The 20010-nt window shown below is 48.0% G+C and carries 18 protein-coding genes; 9 read left to right on the top strand and 9 right to left on the bottom strand.

The window, feature by feature from the left end; genetic code table 11:
- The first annotated feature begins 235 nt into the window (after positions 1 to 235).
- The 5 genes from Q0144_RS06960 (at position 236) to Q0144_RS06940 (ending at position 5617) form a co-directional block, all read left to right on the top strand.
- The gene (locus Q0144_RS06960) at positions 236 to 1795 is read left to right on the top strand and encodes an MBOAT family O-acyltransferase (protein WP_298062825.1); all 1560 of its coding nucleotides are present in this window, start codon (positions 236 to 238) and stop codon (positions 1793 to 1795) included.
- Positions 1796 to 3106, top strand: a complete 1311-nt coding sequence (locus Q0144_RS06955; protein ID WP_298062824.1) for a DUF459 domain-containing protein — start codon at positions 1796 to 1798, stop codon at positions 3104 to 3106.
- Complete coding sequence (locus Q0144_RS06950; protein WP_298062822.1) at positions 3099 to 4151, top strand: GDSL-type esterase/lipase family protein; 1053 nt, start codon at positions 3099 to 3101, stop codon at positions 4149 to 4151. Before Q0144_RS06955 ends, Q0144_RS06950 begins: the two co-directional genes overlap by 8 nt.
- A 368-nt stretch (positions 4152 to 4519) precedes the next feature.
- Positions 4520 to 5230: a metallophosphoesterase gene (locus Q0144_RS06945; protein ID WP_298062820.1), complete on the top strand. Its 711-nt coding sequence runs from the start codon at positions 4520 to 4522 to the stop codon at positions 5228 to 5230.
- Positions 5231 to 5383: 153 nt separating this feature from the next.
- Entirely contained in the window at positions 5384 to 5617 is a 234-nt protein-coding gene (locus Q0144_RS06940; RefSeq protein WP_291940039.1) for a SelT/SelW/SelH family (seleno)protein, read from the top strand.
- A gap of 274 nt (positions 5618 to 5891) precedes the next feature.
- On the opposite strand, the gene efp is transcribed toward Q0144_RS06940, so the two are convergent.
- Positions 5892 to 6458: an elongation factor P gene (efp, locus tag Q0144_RS06935; RefSeq protein ID WP_005871146.1), complete on the bottom strand. Its 567-nt coding sequence runs from the start codon at positions 6456 to 6458 to the stop codon at positions 5892 to 5894.
- Positions 6459 to 6546: 88 nt separating this feature from the next.
- Between efp and Q0144_RS06930 the strand changes: the two genes are divergently transcribed.
- Positions 6547 to 7287: a hypothetical protein gene (locus Q0144_RS06930; RefSeq protein ID WP_298062818.1), complete on the top strand. Its 741-nt coding sequence runs from the start codon at positions 6547 to 6549 to the stop codon at positions 7285 to 7287.
- Positions 7288 to 7739: 452 nt separating this feature from the next.
- Here Q0144_RS06930 and Q0144_RS06925 read toward each other — a convergent pair whose 3' ends face one another.
- Positions 7740 to 8549: a DUF234 domain-containing protein gene (locus Q0144_RS06925; RefSeq protein WP_298062816.1), complete on the bottom strand. Its 810-nt coding sequence runs from the start codon at positions 8547 to 8549 to the stop codon at positions 7740 to 7742.
- Positions 8550 to 8674: 125 nt separating this feature from the next.
- On the opposite strand from Q0144_RS06925, the gene Q0144_RS06920 reads away from it, so the two are divergent.
- The gene (locus Q0144_RS06920) at positions 8675 to 9991 is read left to right on the top strand and encodes an aminotransferase class V-fold PLP-dependent enzyme (RefSeq protein ID WP_298062814.1); all 1317 of its coding nucleotides are present in this window, start codon (positions 8675 to 8677) and stop codon (positions 9989 to 9991) included.
- A gap of 620 nt (positions 9992 to 10611) precedes the next feature.
- Here the strand turns inward: Q0144_RS06920 and Q0144_RS06915 are convergent.
- Genes Q0144_RS06915 through Q0144_RS06885 form a run of 7 tightly spaced genes read right to left on the bottom strand, consistent with a single transcriptional unit; the run spans position 10612 to position 16559 of the window.
- Complete coding sequence (locus Q0144_RS06915) at positions 10612 to 12435, bottom strand: phosphoethanolamine transferase (RefSeq protein WP_298062812.1); 1824 nt, start codon at positions 12433 to 12435, stop codon at positions 10612 to 10614.
- Positions 12436 to 12457: 22 nt separating this feature from the next.
- Positions 12458 to 13234: an undecaprenyl-diphosphate phosphatase gene (locus Q0144_RS06910; RefSeq protein ID WP_298062810.1), complete on the bottom strand. Its 777-nt coding sequence runs from the start codon at positions 13232 to 13234 to the stop codon at positions 12458 to 12460.
- Positions 13221 to 13835 (bottom strand): thiamine phosphate synthase, encoded by a 615-nt coding sequence (thiE, locus tag Q0144_RS06905; protein ID WP_297942543.1) that lies wholly within the window; start codon positions 13833 to 13835, stop codon positions 13221 to 13223. The genes Q0144_RS06910 and thiE overlap by 14 nt, the downstream gene beginning before the upstream one ends.
- The gene (locus Q0144_RS06900) at positions 13828 to 14364 is read right to left on the bottom strand and encodes a hypothetical protein (protein WP_298062808.1); all 537 of its coding nucleotides are present in this window, start codon (positions 14362 to 14364) and stop codon (positions 13828 to 13830) included. Before Q0144_RS06900 ends, thiE begins: the two co-directional genes overlap by 8 nt.
- Before the next feature lie 59 nt (positions 14365 to 14423).
- Positions 14424 to 15164 carry a basic amino acid ABC transporter substrate-binding protein gene (locus Q0144_RS06895; protein ID WP_298062806.1) on the bottom strand — a complete coding sequence of 247 codons (741 nt, stop codon included), beginning with the start codon at positions 15162 to 15164 and terminating at the stop codon, positions 14424 to 14426.
- Between the two features lie 11 nt (positions 15165 to 15175).
- Entirely contained in the window at positions 15176 to 15904 is a 729-nt protein-coding gene (locus Q0144_RS06890; RefSeq protein WP_298062804.1) for an amino acid ABC transporter ATP-binding protein, read from the bottom strand.
- The gene (locus tag Q0144_RS06885) at positions 15897 to 16559 is read right to left on the bottom strand and encodes an amino acid ABC transporter permease (protein WP_297995910.1); all 663 of its coding nucleotides are present in this window, start codon (positions 16557 to 16559) and stop codon (positions 15897 to 15899) included. The genes Q0144_RS06890 and Q0144_RS06885 overlap by 8 nt, the downstream gene beginning before the upstream one ends.
- A 169-nt stretch (positions 16560 to 16728) precedes the next feature.
- Between Q0144_RS06885 and putP the strand changes: the two genes are divergently transcribed.
- Both putP and Q0144_RS06875 read left to right on the top strand, forming a co-directional pair.
- Positions 16729 to 18237 (top strand): sodium/proline symporter PutP, encoded by a 1509-nt coding sequence (putP, locus tag Q0144_RS06880; protein WP_298062802.1) that lies wholly within the window; start codon positions 16729 to 16731, stop codon positions 18235 to 18237.
- Positions 18230 to 19573: a DUF2130 domain-containing protein gene (locus Q0144_RS06875; RefSeq protein WP_298062801.1), complete on the top strand. Its 1344-nt coding sequence runs from the start codon at positions 18230 to 18232 to the stop codon at positions 19571 to 19573. The genes putP and Q0144_RS06875 overlap by 8 nt, the downstream gene beginning before the upstream one ends.
- The last annotated feature ends 437 nt before the right edge of the window (positions 19574 to 20010 follow it).

Genomic DNA, 20010 nt, shown 5'->3' with positions numbered 1-20010 from the left:
ATTGTGGCGGAATTTCGCTCACGCGGCAAGGGCTCGCATGCAAGGTGCCCGTGAAATTTAAGGGTTTGGACGTTAAATTTATTCGCGCATTTAATGGCGTAATGCCGCGCCTGCGCATAAAATTTCGCGCTGCAAGCGATTAAAAAAGTTTTTGGCTTTTTTGCTTCGTATAAATTTCGCACCGCAAGCGTTTAAAAGCCGCAAGAGCTTTAAAAATTTAAATTGGAAAGATTGAATGACATTTTTTTCGCCTGAGTTTGTCCTTGTTTTTTTAGCGTTTTTAATCGTTTATTGGACGCTCAAAAATCACATTTTCGCGCAAAAAATTCTGATCCTGCTGGCAAGCTACGGCTTTATGTGCTCCATAAATCCGCGCTTTGCGCTAGTGCTTGCAGCCTATAGTGCTTTCGTATATTTTGCAGGGGTGTGTATCGCGCGCGCTAATCGCGTAGTCACAAAAGCTATACCGCCCGCAAAGCAGTCTTCGCATAAGAAAAAGCTCTCGCGTAAAGCGGCAGCCAAGCAGATGAGCGCAGCAAAACAAGCTGGCATAGCAAAGCAGGTGCAAAAAGCGGGGTTAGCGAGGCAACTCCCATTACCCACTGCGAAGGCGCGTGCGGTGATGCTTGCGGCGGTTGCTGGCGGCTTATTTTTTCTTGCGTTTTTTAAATATTACGGCTACGTCAGGGAGTTTTTCAATGCCGCGCTTGCCGCGCTGCACCTAGGTGCCGTAGATAGCGTGGCGTTTCCGCTTGGAATTTCATATTATGTTTTTATGTCAATCACCTATTTTGTCTCGGTTTATAGGCGCGAATGCTGTGAGCAGGGCTTTTTGAGCTTGGCGTGCTTTTTGGCGTTTTTCCCTAGCGTCGTAATGGGTCCTATCGGACGCGCTAGCGCGGCTAAGGGCGTAGAGCCAGTGCTGCCACAGTTTGATCGCTTCAAGCACTTTGGCAATGCCGATGAAATTTATGTGCTTATAATTTTTGCCTTAGTTAAGCTGCTACTTATTAGCGGCTATTTGGGCGCGTATTATAGTGATGTGATTTCAGGCGTTTACGGCGACGAGCCTGAGTCCTCCGCGGCGCAAATTCTAGCTGCACTGCTGCTTTACGGCGTGGTGCTTTATACGAATTTTAGCGGCTTTATCGATATGGCACGAGCGCTTGGGCTTGCGATGGGCTTTAAGCTGCCGCAGAATTTTAATATGCCCTACGCGGCTAAGAGCCTAGGCGAGTTTTGGGATCGCTGGCATATCAGCTTATCCACGTTTATACGCGATTATATTTATATCCCACTTGGCGGCTCGCGCAAGGGTTTTACGCGCACCTGCGTAAATTTGCTAATCGCGTTTGCGCTATCTGGTATCTGGCATGGCGCGGGATTAAATTTTTTGATTTGGGGGCTTTTGCACGGAGTGGCGCTTGTATTTTTAAAATGTCTTGCCAAAGTGGGCGTAAAGCCGCTAAATCCACATTTGGCGCTATTTTGCACCTATATTTTTGTAAGTTTCGCTTGGATTTTTTTCGCCAATTCCCTTCCAGATGCGGCGGCGATTTTGGGCGCTTTTACCCGCGCACGAGCTTTCGGAGATATTAGTGAGCTAGCGGTGCTGGCGGTGATATTAGCGGGGATTTTTGTTTATCCTAAAATCTCAGCTCTTAAAGATACTTTGATCGCGCTTTTTGCCGAGCTGCCGTTTTTGCCTAAAGCTCTCGCGCTCGGCGTGATATTCACGCTGATTTTCGCGCTGATGCCAAGCGGAATTCCAAATTTCATCTACGCAGGATTTTAGATGCTTAGGTTTGTTTCGACTCTGCTTTTTGCGCTGTTTTTCTCGGCATTTTTTATGCAAGGCTCGCTGCTTTATTATTTGGAGCAGCGATTTCACGATGACTTTGGGCTGGAAGAATGGCTGCGCCGCTCGCCGTTTCGCGTAGGCGGAGAGATCTACGAAAAGATTGCAAATGTCGCAGATAAGCTAGAGCAGCGTATCAAAGGCGAGGATCTTAGCAAGGATGAGGACGCAAGTCCGCATAGCGGAAGCGAAAATTTTAAAAAATCTGCGCAAGATCGCATGGCGGAAAATCAAGCTTTGCAAAGCACGAGGGCGCGAGATCACGATGCTTCGCAAAGCGTTAAACCGCAAGATAGCAAGCCGCAAGCTCATGCTGCAAAGAATTCCTCTTTAAATAATTCTACGCATCATTTAAAGACGCGCGATTCTGCGCAGGGGCCTTACGCACAAAATTCCGCTTCTAAAAATTCTACTTCGCAAAATTCCGTGTCACAAAGCCTGGCTACAACAAGCTCTGTGCCGCGCAGCTCCTCTGCGTCACAAAACTCCGTTACGGCAAGCGCAACCTTGCAAAGCGGCGAAAATTCCGATTCTCAACTTCCTGTTCCGCAGGCTTTGGAGCAGAATTTAACGACGCAAAGCTCCGCGGGGATCGATGCTAAAATTTCGCTTAGCGACGATGGCAAAATCCGCCTAAATGCAGGCGATGAGGTGCTTTTTATGGGCGATAGTCTGATGCAATACGTGGGGATGAACGCTAAGAAATTTTTCCCGAAGCGAAGTCTGAGGGTGATCGATCTTAGCAAGCAATCGACGGGGCTTGCGAGCAAGAAATCTTTTGACTGGCAAAAGACGCTCGATACCGCGCTTCGCGAAAACGGCGGCGTTAAGCTCGTAGTCGTGCTTCTGGGAGCCAATGACGTCTGGGAGTACCGCGCGGGCGGCAAAACCTATGGTATTAAAACGCCGCGTTGGCGAGAGTTTTACGCCTCAAGGGTGCGCGAGATCTACGATACGGCGCACTCGCACGGCGCGGGAGTGCTGTGGCTAGCGATGCCGTGTATGCAAAAGCCGGATTTTGAGGAGAAAACGCAGCTGCTAAATCAAATATATGCCGACGCTAGTATGGTGCTTGGCGGGTATTTTATGCAAACAACCCCGCTGGTGTGCGAAAAAGGCGTCTATAAAACCTATCTGCAAAGCGGCTCCAAGCTCGTGCGCGTGCGCCAAGACGACGGCATTCATATGAGCAAAGAGGGTTGCGAAGCGGTAGCGAAAGAAATTTTATCAAGGATTGAAGTTGAGTAAATTTATAGTGATTTTATTTGCCGCATTATTGGGCGGATGCGCGGCAAACGCAGGCGTCCGCGGCATAAATTCCGCAAATGTAAAAAGCTCTGCGGGCTTTGGAGTGAAATTTTTTGGCGATTCGCACTTAGGAAGCGACGCGCTGATAGATGCTTTCAGGCACGGCTTTTTCGTGCAAAATAGCGTCGGCTTCGTGCCTGCAATGATGCCTAAATATCACAAAAGCGAAAATATAGAATTTAAGCAAAGCGGCTTTAATGTGATCTCGTCTCGCACCGAGCAAGACCCAGATTTCCCGCTATGCGGAGTGATCGCTACCGGCAAAAAAGGCGCTAATGTGCGACTGGAGCTAAAGCAGCTTAGCGGCGATTTTTACGTCGAAATTTTGCATAAATCGGATCAGGGCGGCGAGATTTTTCGCGTGCGCGATGCAAGTGGGCTAAGCGCGTATATTTCGCAAGAAGTGCCGCAGAAATGGGAGTATTCTAAGCTGCGACTTAGATTTCCTATCGAAATTCGATCGCTGCGTGATGGAGCAGAGCTTGGAGGATATAAAATTTACCGTAAAAACGCGCGCTTTGCAGACTCTTGCGCGAGCAACGGCGCGTTTAGCAACCTCTATGAAAAATGGGGCGCAGATGCCTTTGGTAGGGATTTTTCGGGACTTAGATACAATCTCGTAGTTATCGCTTATGGCACAAACGACGCGATGGATCCGAAATTTGACGAGCAAAAATTCTACCAAAGCGTCCGTGGGCTGCTTCGCTCCGTTCGCTCCGCAGCTCCCGGTGCAAAAATCTTGCTCGTAGCGCCGCCGCGAAGCCCTAAAGTGCCAAACGCCTCACGCGCTGCGGAGGTACTAGCACATCTAGCGCGAGACGAAGGGGCAATGTTTTACGACATAGCCGGTCTTATGGATGAGGATGGCGGCTGGCGCGGCTGGCGCGAGCGTGGGCTGATCCGCCCTGACGAAATCCACTTGCAAAAAGAGGGCTACGAAAAAATCGGCGCAGCGCTGGCGACGAAATTGCGCGGCAGGCTTTAAAATTAATCTTTAAATTTAGGTGGCTCGCCGTAAAATTTACAAAGTTGGTCGCTAAATTTAAAATTTAGCGGCAGTAAGCAAAGCTGTGCCTATTCGGATTTCGCCGCTTAGATCTGCGCCACGAAATTTAAATCGGAAGCCGTGACTTTAAATTTATTCGGTAATAGGCTTGATGCCCGCGCTTTTAAAATTTCGTCATCTAAATTTACGCTTTTAATTTGGATTAAATTTGCGTGGTTGCGGATCGGAACGCTAGTCGGGTTTTTGCGACGCGTGTGCCGCGTAAATTTAGCGCTTAAAATTCTATTCGCATGGGCTGCGACAAAGCGCGGCGAGTTAAATTTAAGAAAGTAAAAAAGGAGAGACAGATGATATATCTTTGCGGTGATACGCACGGCATAAACGAGATCGGCAAAATCACGAACAAAGCCTTTACTAGCGGGCTTAGCACCGATGATTTCGTCATCGTGCTCGGGGATTTCGGGTTATTTTGGAGCGAGCGGATAGATGAGTTTATGGCGCGCAAAAATATAGAAAGATATTTTCCCGCCACACTTCTTTTTATCGACGGCAACCACGAAAATTTCGATATGTTGGACGAACTGCCGCGCGAGCGGAAATTCGGCGGCAGCGTAGGCGTGGGCGGCGAAAATATTTTTTGGCTGCGACGCGGCGAAATTTACGAGATTGCGGGGCGACATTTTTTGTGTTTCGGCGGCGCGCTTAGCGTCGATAAGGCGCATCGGATACCGGGGCTTAGCTGGTGGGCGCGCGAGATTCCAAGCGAGGAGGAGTTTAGCTACGCGATGCGAAATGCGCGCGATTTCATCGCCGCGGGCGGGCGGATCGATGCGGTGCTAAGCCACACGGCACCGGGGTTTGCGATGAAATTTTTAAAAGAATACCTCTGGTGCGGCAAAAGTACTCCCGATAAAACGTCTGAGTATTTAGAGAGGATCTTTGAGCTCGTAAGGCCTGCGCGGTGGTATTTCGGACACTTTCACGGCGATAAGAAATTCCATGCGCACGGCTGCGATTTTTATCTCTGCTACGATGAAATTTTAAAATTTGAGGACTAGCTTCAAGCTTGCAGTAGTGAAATTTAGAGCTTTGCAAACGACGAAATTTCGCTCATAAATTTTTAAATGCTGAGGCGCGCGAAATTGAGCCTTTATATTAAAATTTAAGCTAGTTTGGCTACAATGTGGCACTTTTTTTAGAAAGGAATAAAGATGAAGGTTGTAATTACTTATTGTAATTCTTGATCTTATAGACCGCAAGCTCTCCGTGTGAGAGATGAAATAACAAGCGTCTATAAAGATGCAGTTGTCGAGTTGGTCCCTGGTGGCAGCGGAGACTTTCTAGTAGAAGTTGACGGCAGAAAGCTTTTCTTCAATAAAGATTTTGCTAAGCCTCGTTTTCCAAGTGAAGGTGAAATTTTAAATCTAATTAAAGTTGCAGCCTAGCTCAAAGCCCGAAAGCGGGTCGCAAGATTTGCTTTTGGGCGTTTTTATACTCAAATTTCAAATCCGTAAATTTAATCGTAAAACCATCCTAAATTTGCCAGATCGGCGCTACGCAAAATTTAGATTAAATGATCCATGCTGCGGCAAATTCGAAAAGCCATTTTAATCAAAATTTACGCAACCGATGCGGTTTAAATTTATCGTCTGGAATTTATAAATTTTAAAAGAAAGAGGAATTTTTGCGAAATCAAAATTTCGCAAAAACAGGGGGGGATTATTTATTTGCGCGCTCGATATACTCGCCGCGGACGGTGTCAACGCGGATGACCTCACCTTCGAGCACGTGAAATGGGATCTGTACCACGGCGCCGGTCTCAAGCGTGGCGGGCTTTTTGTTGCTGCCCTGCGTATCGCCGCGGAAATTTGGCGCAGTTTCTACGATTTTAAGCTCCACCACCTGCGGTACATCCACGCCGATTGCCTTGCCGTTGTAAAACATTATATTTACCATCATACCATCTAGCATCCATTTTTTCGCCTCGCCCACGTCCTCGTCGCTAATCGCGATCTGTTCGTAGCTATCGGTATCCATGAACTGACACGCCTCGCCATCGTCGTAGAGATACTGCATCTCTTTTTCCTCAAGATTCGGCGCCTCGCATTTATCGCCCGCGTGGAAGGTCTTTTCAAGCACCTTGCCATCGATGAAAGATTTTATTTTAACGCGCACGAAAGCAGGTCCTTTGCCCGGTTTTACGTGTTGGTATTCTATGATTTTAAACGGAATTCCGTCCACCTCGATTTTTAGACCTTTTTTTAGATCGCCCATTGAATAAGCCATAAATTTCTCCTTAAATTAATGAGGCGCGATTATAACAAATTTTATTTTAAATTGATATAATTGGCGAAATTTTAAGGGGAGGGAAGCTATGAAAAAACTCATCTACGTTTTGGCTGCGTGTGCGGCTTTTGTGCTCGGTGCGAATGCGAACGAAGCGGAGTTCGTAAAAAACCTAAAGCAAAGTCTAAATGATAAAAACGCTCAGCTCATCTCGATCGACAAGCTAAACTCGCTAAACGGGCTAAATTTACTAATCGTCCGCTCGGGCGAGAAAAAAGAGGCGTTTTTGGCTAGCGACGACGGCAAAAGCCTAGTGGCAGTGACCGAGGAGCCCAAGCTCGCGGACGCGGCAGACGCGGCGCTATTTAAGATGAGAACTCAAATTTTAAAGGACGCCAGGGACGCTGCCGCGCTTGAGCTGTTAAAGAGCATAGATCCTGCGAGATTTGCCTATATCGAGTCGTTTGATAAAAATAATCCTTATATGACCTACATCGTGGGCGATCCGGAGTGCCCGTATTGCGCCGAGGAGATGAAGAGGATCACGAAGCATCTTCGCAATAGCAACGTAAAATTGATATTTGCGCCGGTGCACGGCAAGAGCGCGTTTATCAAATCGGCGCTGATTTTAAAGCATCTGAAGGCCCTCTCTCCGAGCGATCAAAAGGGCGCGATCGACGTGATCGAGAAATACTATAATAAGGACGCGCAGGTAAGCGATGCGGACGTCTCAAAAGCCGAGCTTGACGCCGTATATGCGGACACCAAGACGCTGTTTTCCAAAGGCGTGATCAAATCAGTCCCATACGTGATTAAGGTGAAAAAATAGTCTGAATTTACGGAATTTAAAGCGCGAAGTTTGTGCGCGAACAGCGAGTGTTTGCTTTTATCAATAGTCGCGGCAAATTCGCAAGTGACTGATTTGTGCGTGGGTGACGTAACCGTCTAAGCCTGTGCTAAAATTTAGTGATAGAATTTTAAAAACTCGCATTTTACGCTTGGCGGATTTTCTGCTTGCAGATTGTGTTTAAAATTTGCTGCCATAGCGCGCGCCTCTGATGGCGCGCTGTCTGCCTATCCATAGCGCCCCGTCCGCTCAAACACACCTTCATACCGCCTATCAATAGCGCGTCTGTCATGCCTTGTGCTTACCTATGCTCTGCCCGTGCCGCCCGTAGATAGCGTATTCGTCATTAACGCCTCATTCGTTTGCTTGCGGCATACCGTACGCGCACGGTACCGCTCGCTCGCGCCATATTCTAGGCTTTTTTGGCGCGCAGCTTAAAGTAAAATTTTAAAATCATCGAGCGAAAAGAGTAAAATTTTATCGCTTTTTAGGTTACGTAGCTCGCCGCTAAAGCCGCTTTTGGAAAACAGCGCGAGCAGATCGGGCGTGAGGTGCGCTTTTTCGCATTTGAGCATTAGCTCGTTTAGTACGTTTTTTGAAATTTTTCGTTCCTTGTATTTGCACTCGCCCGCGACGCAAAAGCTCTCAAATTTCGCGTAGATGTCGATCTCGACCTCTTTGTTCCAAAAGCTCGAAATTTGCGAAATCTCTAAATTTAGATACTTCGCGAGTAGCTCCTTGCTTAAAATTTCAAACCCGAGCCCCGCGTAGGCGTTGAAATCCGCTTTGATCAGGCTTAGCACGCGCCCTATTTCGCCGCGTCGCAGCGCGGGCAGGTTCGGCTCGATAAATCTAAACCAAAACCTTGCAAAGTTGCTGCTAAAATGGACTTTGTCGGTGATATGGTAGCGGCGCAGCGCGCGCGGGAGGCGGTCGTTTTTGCGCTCTTTTTGCGCTCTTTGCTCGCTTGATTTTTCGGTGATTAAAAACTTCGCGTTTATGAGATCTGCGGTGATTTTTTGTGCCGTAAACCGCGGCAAGATTTTTGAAATTCCTATTTTTTTGCGGTCGCTTCTAGCGAATTTCATCAGCGCCTTTTTGATCTGCTCTTCGTACTCGCCGCCGAATTTAAAGCGCTCGCCGAGATGTTCAAAGCAGAGCAAAATTTCATTTTCGATCGCTTCGAAAACGTCCGCGTAGCCGCTTATGCAACCTATCTCGTCAAATACGAAATGAAACTGCAAAATCGCGTCGATACCAACATCGCCTAAATTTCGCGCAGTGTCTTTTAACTGGTAAATTTCGTCCTCCTTGCGGGCGTAATTTTAGCGAGTTTGGATATAATTTGCAAAAATTTTGGAGTCGCGCTTTGGATTTTCAAACGATCAAAGAAAATATCATCTTAAAAGAGGGGATCAAATACTTCGATTGCGCCGCCTCGGGGCTCGCGTATCGCCCTATAGAAGCGGAGATCGAGCGCGTGCTTGCAACATATGCCAACGTCCACTCCGCAGGCGGAGCCAACGCCGAGATTACGAGTGATTACTATGAAAATGCAAGGGCCAAAATCAAGGAGCTTCTGGGCTGCGAGGAGCGCTACTACCTGATCTCGTGCGGATTTGGCGCGACCGCGGCGATTAAGAAGCTTTGGGAAATTCTAGGCATCTACCTGCCGCCCGCGACGCGAGATAGGCTCGGCTTGCGGCGCGAGAGCTTAAAGCAACTGCCGCTTTTCATCATCTCGCCTTTTGAGCATCATTCCGTGGAGATCAGCCTACGGCAGGGGCTTTGCGAGGTCGTGCGCGTGCCGCCGGATCCAAGCGGGCTGATGGATTTTGCGCGCTTGGGCGAAATTTTATCCGCAAACAAAGGGCGCGAAATTTACGGCGTGCTTACCGCGGCATCGAACGTGACGGGGCTAAAGCTCGATTACAAGCGCGCTTACTTGATGCTTAAAGCGCACGGCGGGCGGCTGTTTGTGGACGCTAGCGCGCTTATCGCGCACGAAAACGTAGATACCAGCTTTTGCGACGGAGTATTTTTCGGCGCGCACAAGCTCTTGGGCGGCGTGGGCGCTAGCGGGATTTTGGCGGTGCGAAAGGAGCTTTTGCTCGGTGAGGAGCCGACATTCGCGGGAGGCGGCACGATCAAATACGCAGACGCCCAAACGCAGCGCTTTATAATCGACAAGGAGCGCTTGGAGGAAGCGGGCACGCCCGGCATCATCGCGCTGGTGCGAACCTATCTTGCTCTAAAGCTTCGTAAAAGCGTGGGGCTAGAGGCTATCAAGTCGCGCGAGGAGGCGATTTGCAGGCGCTTCATAAACGAAATTTCAAAAATCCCCGAGATTGAAATTTACGGCAATCTCGCCGCGCCGCGCGTGCCGATCTTTGCTTTTAATATGAAAGGTCTCGGCGCAGACGCGCTAGCCGGGGTGCTCGGGCAGAAATTTGAGATCCAGACCCGCGCAGGATGCGACTGTGCAGCACCTTACGGCTTTGATCTACTCGGTTTGCAGCCCGATACCGAAATGTCGCGCAAACCCGCTTGGGTGCGGGCTAGCTTCTCGTTCATCCATGACGAAAGCGACGTAGATTTCTTGGCGGAGGCGCTAAGACAGATCGCTCAGATCCGCGATAAAATCACCTTCGTAGCAGGCAAATACCGCTGCGGCAGCGTAAATTAAGCTCGCGGAATTTTGTAGCAAGAGCCGCTTTTAAATTTTACGGCGCGGGATTTTGCGACATAAAATTTTATCGGTGAAATTTTGTAGCGTAAAATTTTATGGCTTGGAATTTTAAAGCGTAGAATTTTATGCGCGGCTCGGGCAGCAGATACTCCGTGCCGATTGGAACGTGAAATTTTTCGGCATAAAATTTCGCGGCTTAGAATTTTGAAATTTTAAATTGCGAGCTGAATTCTATCGGTAAATTTTGTGCTGAGGAGTTTTGCGCCGTGAAATTTGAGCAGTAGAATTCCGTGCCGCGCGGATAAATTTTTACACCGCTAAATTTTGAAATTTTGAAATTTTCCTATTCAAATAAGTTTTGCGGATTTTGTATTTCGTGACCGCATGGAAAATTCTGCGCCGTGGAATTTTAGCCGCAAAATTTTGAAATTTTACAAAGCCGAATTTTACTCGGCAGACTTCCGCGGCGAGAAATTTTACCGCAGAGCTCGTGGCGGCGTAAATTGACGCGCCCGCGCCCGTCCGAAAGCTAAATTAAGGCGCGAGCCGCTTGTGATAAGAGCGCATTTTAAGAGGCAAAATTCTGCGCAGCTGAAAGACTTAAAATTTCACCTAATTTACTCGCCAAATTCCTTCTGCAGCCTATAAACCTTATCGTAATCGACCCCTTCGATAATGCGCGGGCGCGAGGCGTTAAAATCAGCATTGATCACCGAGCGAGCGGGATCGTACTCCGGTAGATCGGTCATCTCTAAAATTTCTGCGATCGCGTGGATGAGATCGTCGTTTAAAAACGGCCTGTCTTTGGCTGCCGCGATGCGCGCCCAAAGATCAGCGTTTTGCTCTTTAAATTTATCAGACGCTATGAAAATCAGCGGGATTTCGAGCGTGAAGCGGTTGATGCCGCCGTGGATCAGCTTGCCGCGGTATTGATAAAGACTCTGAGCGTGGTCGCTGAAATAGACTATCAGCGTGTTGTCGCTCGCAAAAATTTTATAAATTTCGCTCACGATAAAATCGTTGTAAGCCACGGTGTTTAGGTAGTGCGCGAGCTCTTTTTTCTGCCCCTCATCAAGCGGCTCTCGCGAAATATCCGCGGCGCTAAATTTAGCAAAGCTTTTCGGATAGCGAAACTCGTAGCTCGGGTGCGAGCCCATCAGATGAAGGATGAAAAATTTATCCTTTTTCTGCGTACCATTTACCTCTGCGGCGGAGCTTTCGTCCTTGCGCGCAAGAGGCGATTTTTTCGCGCTGGATTTGAAATTTTTTATACTCGGAAGCATGACCTCGTCGAGCGAGTAGGCGTATTTGTAAACCGGGATTTGATTCGTAAAGTCCGAATGATCCGTCATCTTCGCGCTCGCGCCGCTTGCTACCGCCCACTGCCCGTAGCGCTCCTGGTTGCTGATCCAAAAGGTCTCGTAGTTTGCCAGCCGCGCGAGATTTACGATGTCGAGGTTGGCGCTCCACGGGCGCTGCTTTTCGCTCTCGTAATTTCCGAAATTTAGCACGTATTTTAATACGTCGTTGGTCTTGGCACCCGGCGAGACGACGTCGCTAAAGGCGATTAGATTTCCGCTTTGCTCAAGCGCTTGCAGATTCGGTGTGGTGGGCAGATAGTAGCCGTATAGGCTCATAAAATTTCGCTGCAGGCTCTCTCCGATAATAAAAACGACGTTTGAGATGCGGTTTGGCGCGGTTTTATGCGAATGTGAGGCGTAAATGCTTTGGTATCCGGCTTGCAGCTCGCGCACGCTTTTAAAATCGGCGCCGAAATAATCCTTCGTAACGAAAGCAAAGTTATAAATCGGAATTTTATTCAGTGCGATTATGATGCTGGCGCGCATTTTCGAGCTTTTGGCTACGTAGCTTTTAAACGCCGCATGCGCGATAAAAACGAGCAAGCTAAGCAAAAAGATTAGCTTTATCGCGCGACATAGCTTCATCCGTGCTCGCTGGCTCACTCTAAGCCTAAGAGCGGCGAAGACGAAGATCAAAAGCGCCAAAAAAGCCGCGATAAGCTTGAAATTTAAAAACGCATGCGCGAACTCAAAGGCCTCCTTAGGCGTCGTTTGCACTAGCGCGTCCAGCGTGCCGTGCGAGTAGGTAAGCTCCAGGCTAAAGATCAAAAAAATCTGAGCGATCGCGAAGGCTACGTTTAGCGCCAAAAGCGCAAAGGCGAGAATTTTATATAGCCTGGCGCTGTAAAAGCTGAGCACGTAAAGCGCGAAAAAAAGTATCGTCACGCCGCAGATCGCAGACGCCACGAAAAACAGCGCCTGAGAGGAGAACAGCTCGCCGCCACGCGCGATAAGAAGCAGCCCGAGCGCTAAATTTAATACTAAAACTAGCGCGTATGTGTTTAGTACCGCGCCATCAAATACCGATAGGAGGCTAAATCTGTCTTTTAAAAATGCGCCGATATTTTTTGCTAGGCTCATGAAATTCCTTTGATGATTGCGTTTAAAAAACGAAGATAAAAAATACGACGCCGATTAGAATTCTATAAATTCCAAACGGGATGAAATCAAACTTCGAAACGAAGCTTAGAAATAGCTTGATCGCCGCAAGCGCCACGACGAACGCTACTGCGCCGCCTATGAGAAAGGTCGTGATATTGTCAGAGTTTTGCGCGAAGGTGTCTAAATTTTTATAGGTGTCGTAAAAAGTCGCCGCAAACATCGTAGGGATCGCGAGTAGGAAGCTAAAGCGCGCGGCTAGGTTTCTGCTTAGCCCGCACAAAAGCCCTGCGATGATGGTAGCGCCGCTGCGCGAAGTGCCCGGCACCATCGCAAAACATTGCGAAAGCCCGATGATGAAGGCCTGAACGTATGAAATTTGATCCAGATGCTCTAGCTCGCTTTCTCTCGGGCGCGCCTTACGAAAGAGCTCGACCGCGATAAAAATAACGCCCCAGCCGATCAGCGCGTAGGCGACGGTCTGGGGCGCAAAGAGCGATTTGATGCTTTTATAGAGCAAAAATCCGATCGCGGCGGTGGGGATGAAACCCACGACGAGCTTGCACCAGAGCTTAAAATCAACCAAAAGCCGCTTGTAAAACATCGCGACGACCGCTAAAATCGAGCCTAGCTGGATAACGACTTCGAAGCATTTAAGCGTATCGGTTTGCTGCAGGCCCATCAGTTTTGCAGCTAGGATCATGTGCCCGGTCGAGCTTACGGGTAGAAACTCAGTCAGCCCCTCGACGATGCCTAAAATCACGGCGTCAAATATATTCATCCATTTTTTCCTTTAAATTTGCTAAATTTTGCGTGATCGAAGCGGGCCTGTAGATCGCCTCTACCATCGCGATATAATCGGGCTTAAGAATTAAAATTTCATTTAAATTTTCTAAGCTTATGCCGCCGATTACGGCGATTGGGAGGTTTAAAGATTTTCGCGCCTCTTGCACAAGCGCATCGGGGCAAAGCGGCGCATCAGGCTTTGTCTTGCCGCGCCTTAGCGAGCCGAAGGCTACATAGCTAGCGCCCTGCGCCTCGGCCCTTTGCGCGCGAGCAAGATCAGCATAGCAGCTAACGCCGATGATCTTATCCGCGCCTAAAAACTCACGCACCTGCGCCGTCTCGCCGTCGTCCTTTCCGATATGCACGCCATGCGCACCAAGCTTTTTAGCAAGCGCTGCATCGTCGTTGATAATGAGTTTGGCGCCGTAATCCTCGCAAAGACCGATGAGAGAGCGGATTAAAGCTTCATTCCGCGCGGCGAGCTTGCTGCGATACTGCACGAGCTTTACGCCGCAGCGTAAAATTTCATCTATCTGCGAAAAGATAGTTTGCGGCGGCGTTAAGCTATCGTCGCTAAGTGCGTAAATTTCACTCATCTATCTTTTTCGGCATCGGCGCGCCGTTTAGGATGCAGTTGGTAACATCCCAAAATTTTGCGCTATACATTCCGCGTTTAGCCTCTTTGGCTTCCTCGGCGGCTTTTAAAAGAAGTTCACTATCGTCGGTTGTCGGCACGGCAAACCCTGCTGCCACTAGGTCTAATCGCAGATTGCTTTTAGGATCGCTTGCGTCGCAAACATAGGCGTCGTTGCCGCGATTGATTAAATTTACGTAGTAGCGCTTGCCGGGTTTTATCACGGACTCGAGAGCTTTTTTATATTCTTTATCGAATTTCCTTAGCTCTTTGGCGTCCGTTATGCACCTTGAAGCGCCCGCGGCGATTATGTTTAAATTTTTTAAGTCGCAGGGAAAAAAACGATCTTTTTGAGCCTTTCTGAAGGTAAAAACGAAGCTTCTGCCGTCATTGCCAAGACCTGCAAACGCAGCGATGCCGTATCTGTCTTTTTGCTCCGCAAAGCTCTGCGTGCAGAGCAAAATCGCAAGTGCTAAAAATATCTTTTTCATAGGATTCCTCTTAGGCGGCACAAATTCTGTGAGAGGAATTTGCGCCTAAATTTTGCGGATTATTTTAAATTATACTTTTCCAAAAGCTTTTCGTAGCTTCCATCCTTTTTCATATCCTCAAGCGCTGCGTTAAATTTAGTGAGTAGCTCTGGATACTTGCCCTTATCAAATGCGATCGAAAAACCTTCGCTGCCGTCGGATTCTTTAAAAAATGCGGTTAGATCGTCGTTTTTCTTAAGATATTCGTAGCCCACGGATGAATCCACGCAAAGCGCATCAATCTTTTTGTTCTTCAGCGACATAACGGCTACAAAAACGTTCTCCGTAGCGCTAACCTCGGCGCCTTTTATATCTCTGATCGCAAGCTCCTGAATGGTGCCTAGCTGCGCGGCAAGGCGCTTACCCTGTAGATCCGCCTTAGAATTTAACGAGCTATCGTCCTTACGCTTGACATATAAATTCTCGACTTTATAGTAAGGAGCCGTGAAATCGATAGCCTTTTTACGAGCCGGCGTCGCGCTCATGCCCGAGGCGATCATATCGATCTTGCCGCTTTTAATTGCAGGGATTAGCCCGTCAAAGCTCATATTTAAAATTTCATATTTTACGCCCGTGCGCTTTGCAAGCTCGGCTACCAGATCCATATCAAAGCCGGTAACCTTGGAGTTTTCATCCACGAACTCAAACGGCGGATACTCGGCGTTCGTGCCTACGATAAGCGTATCTTTGGTAAAGTCTTTAGCGGCTAGCGAACCGCAAAGCAAAGCGCCCGCAACTAGAAATCTCATAAATTTTTTCATTTCCCTCTCCTTTAGTGGTTTAAAATTTTATTTAAAAATTCTTTCAATCTCGGATTTTGCGGATTTTCAAATACATTTTTAGGCGTATCGTCCACAGCGATCTTGCCGCCCTCCATAAAAAAAATCCTATTCGCGACATTGCGTGCAAAGCCCATCTCGTGCGTTACCACAAGCATCGTAATGCCCTCTTTGGCGACCTCTTTCATTATACCTAACACCTCGCCGATCATCTCGGGATCTAATGCCGAAGTGGGCTCGTCAAATAAAATCACGTCCGGATTTACCGCCAAACTTCTAGCGATTGCGATGCGTTGCTTTTGCCCGCCGCTAAGCTTGTGCGGATAAGTATAGGTCTTATCACTAAGACCGACCTTTTGCAGCAGCTCCTCTGCTTTTGCGTAGGCTTGCTCTTTAGTATAAATGCCCGCTTTTATGGGCGCTAGAGTTAAATTTTCCAGCACGTTTTTATTTGCAAAGAGGTTGAAATGCTGAAACACCATACTAACTTTGCGGCGAATTTTATTAATATCAGTGTGCTTATCGGTAATATCCTCGCCGTCTATTTTAATAGTGCCACCGCTCGGAATTTCGAGCAGATTTAAGCAACGCAAAAAGGTCGATTTACCACCGCCGCTTGGACCGATGATTGCTACGATATCGCCTTTATTTATGCTCTTTGAAATTCCTTTTAGCACCGATAAATTGCCGTAGGATTTGGTTAAATTTGATATTTCAATCATTGCGGTTTAACCTACTTTCTAGCATTTTTACTAAAAACGAAAAAAATTTCACGCTTGCATAGTAAAGTACTGCGGCAAAAAGTATCGGCTGGACGGTATAAAGCGCAGCCTGCATGCTTTTTGAAAAAAACGTAAGATCAGTAATTGCTACGAGGCCCACGACCGAGGTCTCTTTAAATAGGCTAATAAACTCATTCGCAAGCGCAGGCAGGATGTTTTTTATCGCCTGCGGAAAGACGATCTCTTTCATTGCCGTGCCGTAGCCTAGACCCATCGCACGCGCGGCTTCCATCTGGCCGCGATCGACGCTGTTTATGCCGCCGCGCACGATCTCCGCGACGTAGGCGGAGCTATTAAGCCCCAGCGCAAAGATCGCAGCTGCGATATTATTGCTCCACGTAGCAAAAATAATAAACACGAACACCATCAGCTGGATAACGATCGGAGTTCCGCGGATGATGTCTACGTATTCGTCGATAATGAAGCTTAAAAATTTATTGTTTAGAAATTTTAAAAATGCCAGCATAAATCCTAATGCGATACCGATCACAATGCCGCCGGAGGTCAAAATAAGAGTAATGCCGTAGCTTTTGGCGTATGAAATTTTTTGCGCTTCGCTCAGTTCGGGATAGGTGAAATAAAGCCCCACGGCGATTACAGTCAAAACAAATACGACCTTTAAAATTTTCTCGTTCAACCAAGGCGCCTTTTTCTTAAAATTTAAACGGCAAGAATACTAAAATTTCGTTAAAATCTGGCTAAATTCCGAAAGTAAAATTTTATTTGAAATAGAGTAAAATTAGCTTTTTTAAAAGGAGGCAACGATGAGCTTTTGGACCTATTGCGCAATCGCGATATATTTCGGCGCGCTTATTTTTATAGGTAGGTATTATTATGACAAGAATGCGAGCTTAAGCGAGTATCTGCTCGATAACCGCCGCCTGGGTCCATTCGTAACGGCACTTAGCGCGGGCGCTAGCGATATGAGCGGCTGGATGCTTTTGGGAGTGCCCGGCGCGATGTTTGCGACGGGAATTTGCAATATCTGGATAGCCCTAGGACTTTGCGTGGGCGCGTGGTGCAATTATAAATTTCTTGCAAAAAGGCTTAGAATTTACACCGAGGTAGCAAGCGACAGTGTCACGATCCCGGATTTTTTAGAAAACCGCTTCAAAGACCATACCAAGACGCTTCGCATCATCTCAGGACTTTTGATCATCATATTTTTTACGCTCTATGTTAGCAGCGGCATAATCGCGGGCGGCAAGACCTTTGAGAGCTTTTTCGGGCTAAATTTTACCTACGGCGCGGTCGCTACGATCTTAATCGTCGTGTTTTATACCTTTTTCGGCGGATTTAAGGCCGTCGCGATCACCGACGCGTTTCAGGGCGCACTGATGTTTGCGGTGCTTATTTTGATCCCTCTGTTTTCTTACCGCGCGCTGCAGATCCCCGCGGACAGCTCCTTTTTGGCACAGGTGCGGCTATACGGCGCGAGCCACCTTGATCTATTTTACAATCAAAGCTTCTTAGGCGTTTTGGGTCTGCTTGCTTGGGGGCTCGGGTACTTCGGACAGCCGCATATTATCGTACGCTTTATGGCGATTAGAAGCTCGCGCGAGCTTGATAGCGCGCGCCGCATCGGAATTTCGTGGATGGTGTTAGGTCTTGCGGGCGCGATGCTTAGCGGTCTGATCGGCTTTGTGTATTTTTCACAAAAGGGCCTTAGCATAGACGATCCCGAAAAAATTTTCCTGGAGCTCGGTAAAATTTTCTTTCACCCATTCATCCTAGGCGTCATAATCTCTGCGGTGCTGGCGGCGATTATGAGTACTATCTCAAGCCAGCTTCTGGTAAGCGCGAGCGCGGTTACGAAGGATTTTATCTTCGCGTTTTATAAAAAAGAGGTGAGCGAGCGCACGCAGACGCTAAGCAGCCGTATCGCCGTCGTGATCATCGCCGCGGTCGCCGCGATCTTGGCGTTCGGCTCAAACGATACGGTGCTAAACGTCGTCGGAAACGCTTGGGCGGGATTTGGCGCGAGCTTTGGAGCGGTGCTGCTTTTCAGCCTGTATTCTAAAAAGATGAGCGCGCTCTCTGCTTTAGTAGGCATGCTCGTAGGCGGTATCACGGTCATTTGCTGGATATTATCGGGGCTTTCGGCGATCGTTTACGAGCTGCTGCCGGGCTTTTGCTTTTCGGCGCTTGCGATACTGCTCGTAAATCGCTACAACTCCGTGCTCGATAAGATGGCGGATGAGCCCAATGCCGCGCAAATTTCGCAGGAATTTGAAAAGATGAAGGAGCAAAGTTTAAGGGGTAAAGATGGCTAACGTAAAGTGCCCGCACTGCGGCTCGCAGATTGATATAGACGAGGCGCTGCAACGCGATATCAAGGCTAAATTCGAAAATGAAATTTTGCAGCAGAAGCGAAAGTGGCAGCAGCAGCAAAACGAAGCCACGCTTAAATTTGAAGCCGAGATCGCCGCTAAGCGCGAGGAGTATGCTAAGCATTTAGCGCAGCTGCAAGCGAAGGAAAACGCCTTTGAGCAGCGCGTAAAAGCGGCGACCTATTCTGCGCTAAACAGCGAGCGGGAGAAAATTTTAGCGCTTGCAAAATCTCAGATCGAGAGCGAAAATGCGGCGAAATTTGAAATTTTACAAAAGGAGCTGCAAGAAAAATCGCAAAGAATTTCCGAGCTAAATTTAATAAAGGCGGAAATGGAGGCACAAAAGCGTAAATTTAGCGAGCTTGAAGCCGAGAATAAAGCTAAATCCGAGATCGAGCTAACCAACCGCGTGAATCAGGAGCGCGAGCGGCTTTCGAAGCAAATTTCGCAGGAAAACGAGCTGAAATTCCGCCAAAAAGATGAGCAGATCCAAAGCCTAATCGGCCAAATAAACGAGCTCAAGCGCCGCTCGGAAGTAGGCTCGCAGCAGCTTCAGGGCGAGGTGCAGGAGCTCGCGCTGCAGGAGTATCTGCGGCTCAATTTTCCTTTGGACGAGATAGACGAGGTCAAAAAGGGCGCGCGCGGCGCAGACTGCGTGCAGATAGTGCATACGAGGGAGTTTGTGGGCTGCGGTAAAATTTTATACGAGAGCAAGCGCACGAAAAGCTTCGAGCCCAAATGGATCGACAAACTCAAAGACGATATGATAGGCGAGGGCGCGCAGATCGGCGTTATCGTAACCGAGCAGATGCCGCCTCACAGCCCTAGGCTGCACCAAGCGCCGAGCGATGCTAGCATCTGGATCTGTTCGTTTGAGGAATTTAAGGGGCTTTGCGCCGTCTTGCGCGAACATGTCGTGGCGCTTGCTTTTGCCAAAAGATCGGGGCAAAATCAAGATAGCAAAACGGCGATGCTCTACGACTATCTGACCTCGCCCGAGTTTGCCAACCAGATAAAGACGATCGTATCGGCATTCGTCGGCATGCAAGAAAGCCTAAATAAGGAACGCAACGCGATGGAGCGCATCTGGAAACAGCGCGAAAAACAGATCGCGCGTGCGCGAGACGGCGCGATCGCGATGCACGCAAGTATCAGAAGCATCGCCGGAAGCGGCGTAGCGCAGCTGGAGGATGTCGATGAAATTTTAAGTCTCGAGGCGATTGCGACGGAGGGCGAAGCGGACGCGCTTCAAAACCAAGACGGCGACGAGACGCTATAGCGGCGTGTGGACGGGTCGCCGTTCTAGCGAGAACGCGAGATGATCTTACGGCGTGAGGCCGAAATTTCGTAAGCAACGCGATATTTGTCCGCGGACAAGTGGTGCTAAAATTTCAAGAAATAATTGTTGTATGCTTTTGGGTTTGCGAGGTTGGAATTTTACTTGCGAATTTTATCTCGGCAGAAATATGTTGCACTGTGTAGCGTGTAAAATTTTAAATTCATAATTAAGGAAGCGCTTCACGTCGCGAAAATTTGATTTGGAATTTCTATCTTGTATCTCAATTAGGAAGATTTTACACTAAAAGCTATAGCAAAATTTTAGGAATTCGCTTTGCCGTACCATAAAAATTTTAAAATTTTGATCTGCAAATTTCATGAAAATTTATAAAATTTTTTAAATTTCTGCGTCGAAATTTTAGAATTTCTAATATTTTT

Source organism: uncultured Campylobacter sp. (assembly GCF_938045345.1).
In the GTDB taxonomy this organism is placed as follows: Bacteria; Campylobacterota; Campylobacteria; order Campylobacterales; family Campylobacteraceae; genus Campylobacter_B.
This window is presented reverse-complemented; position numbering and strand designations above follow the sequence as displayed.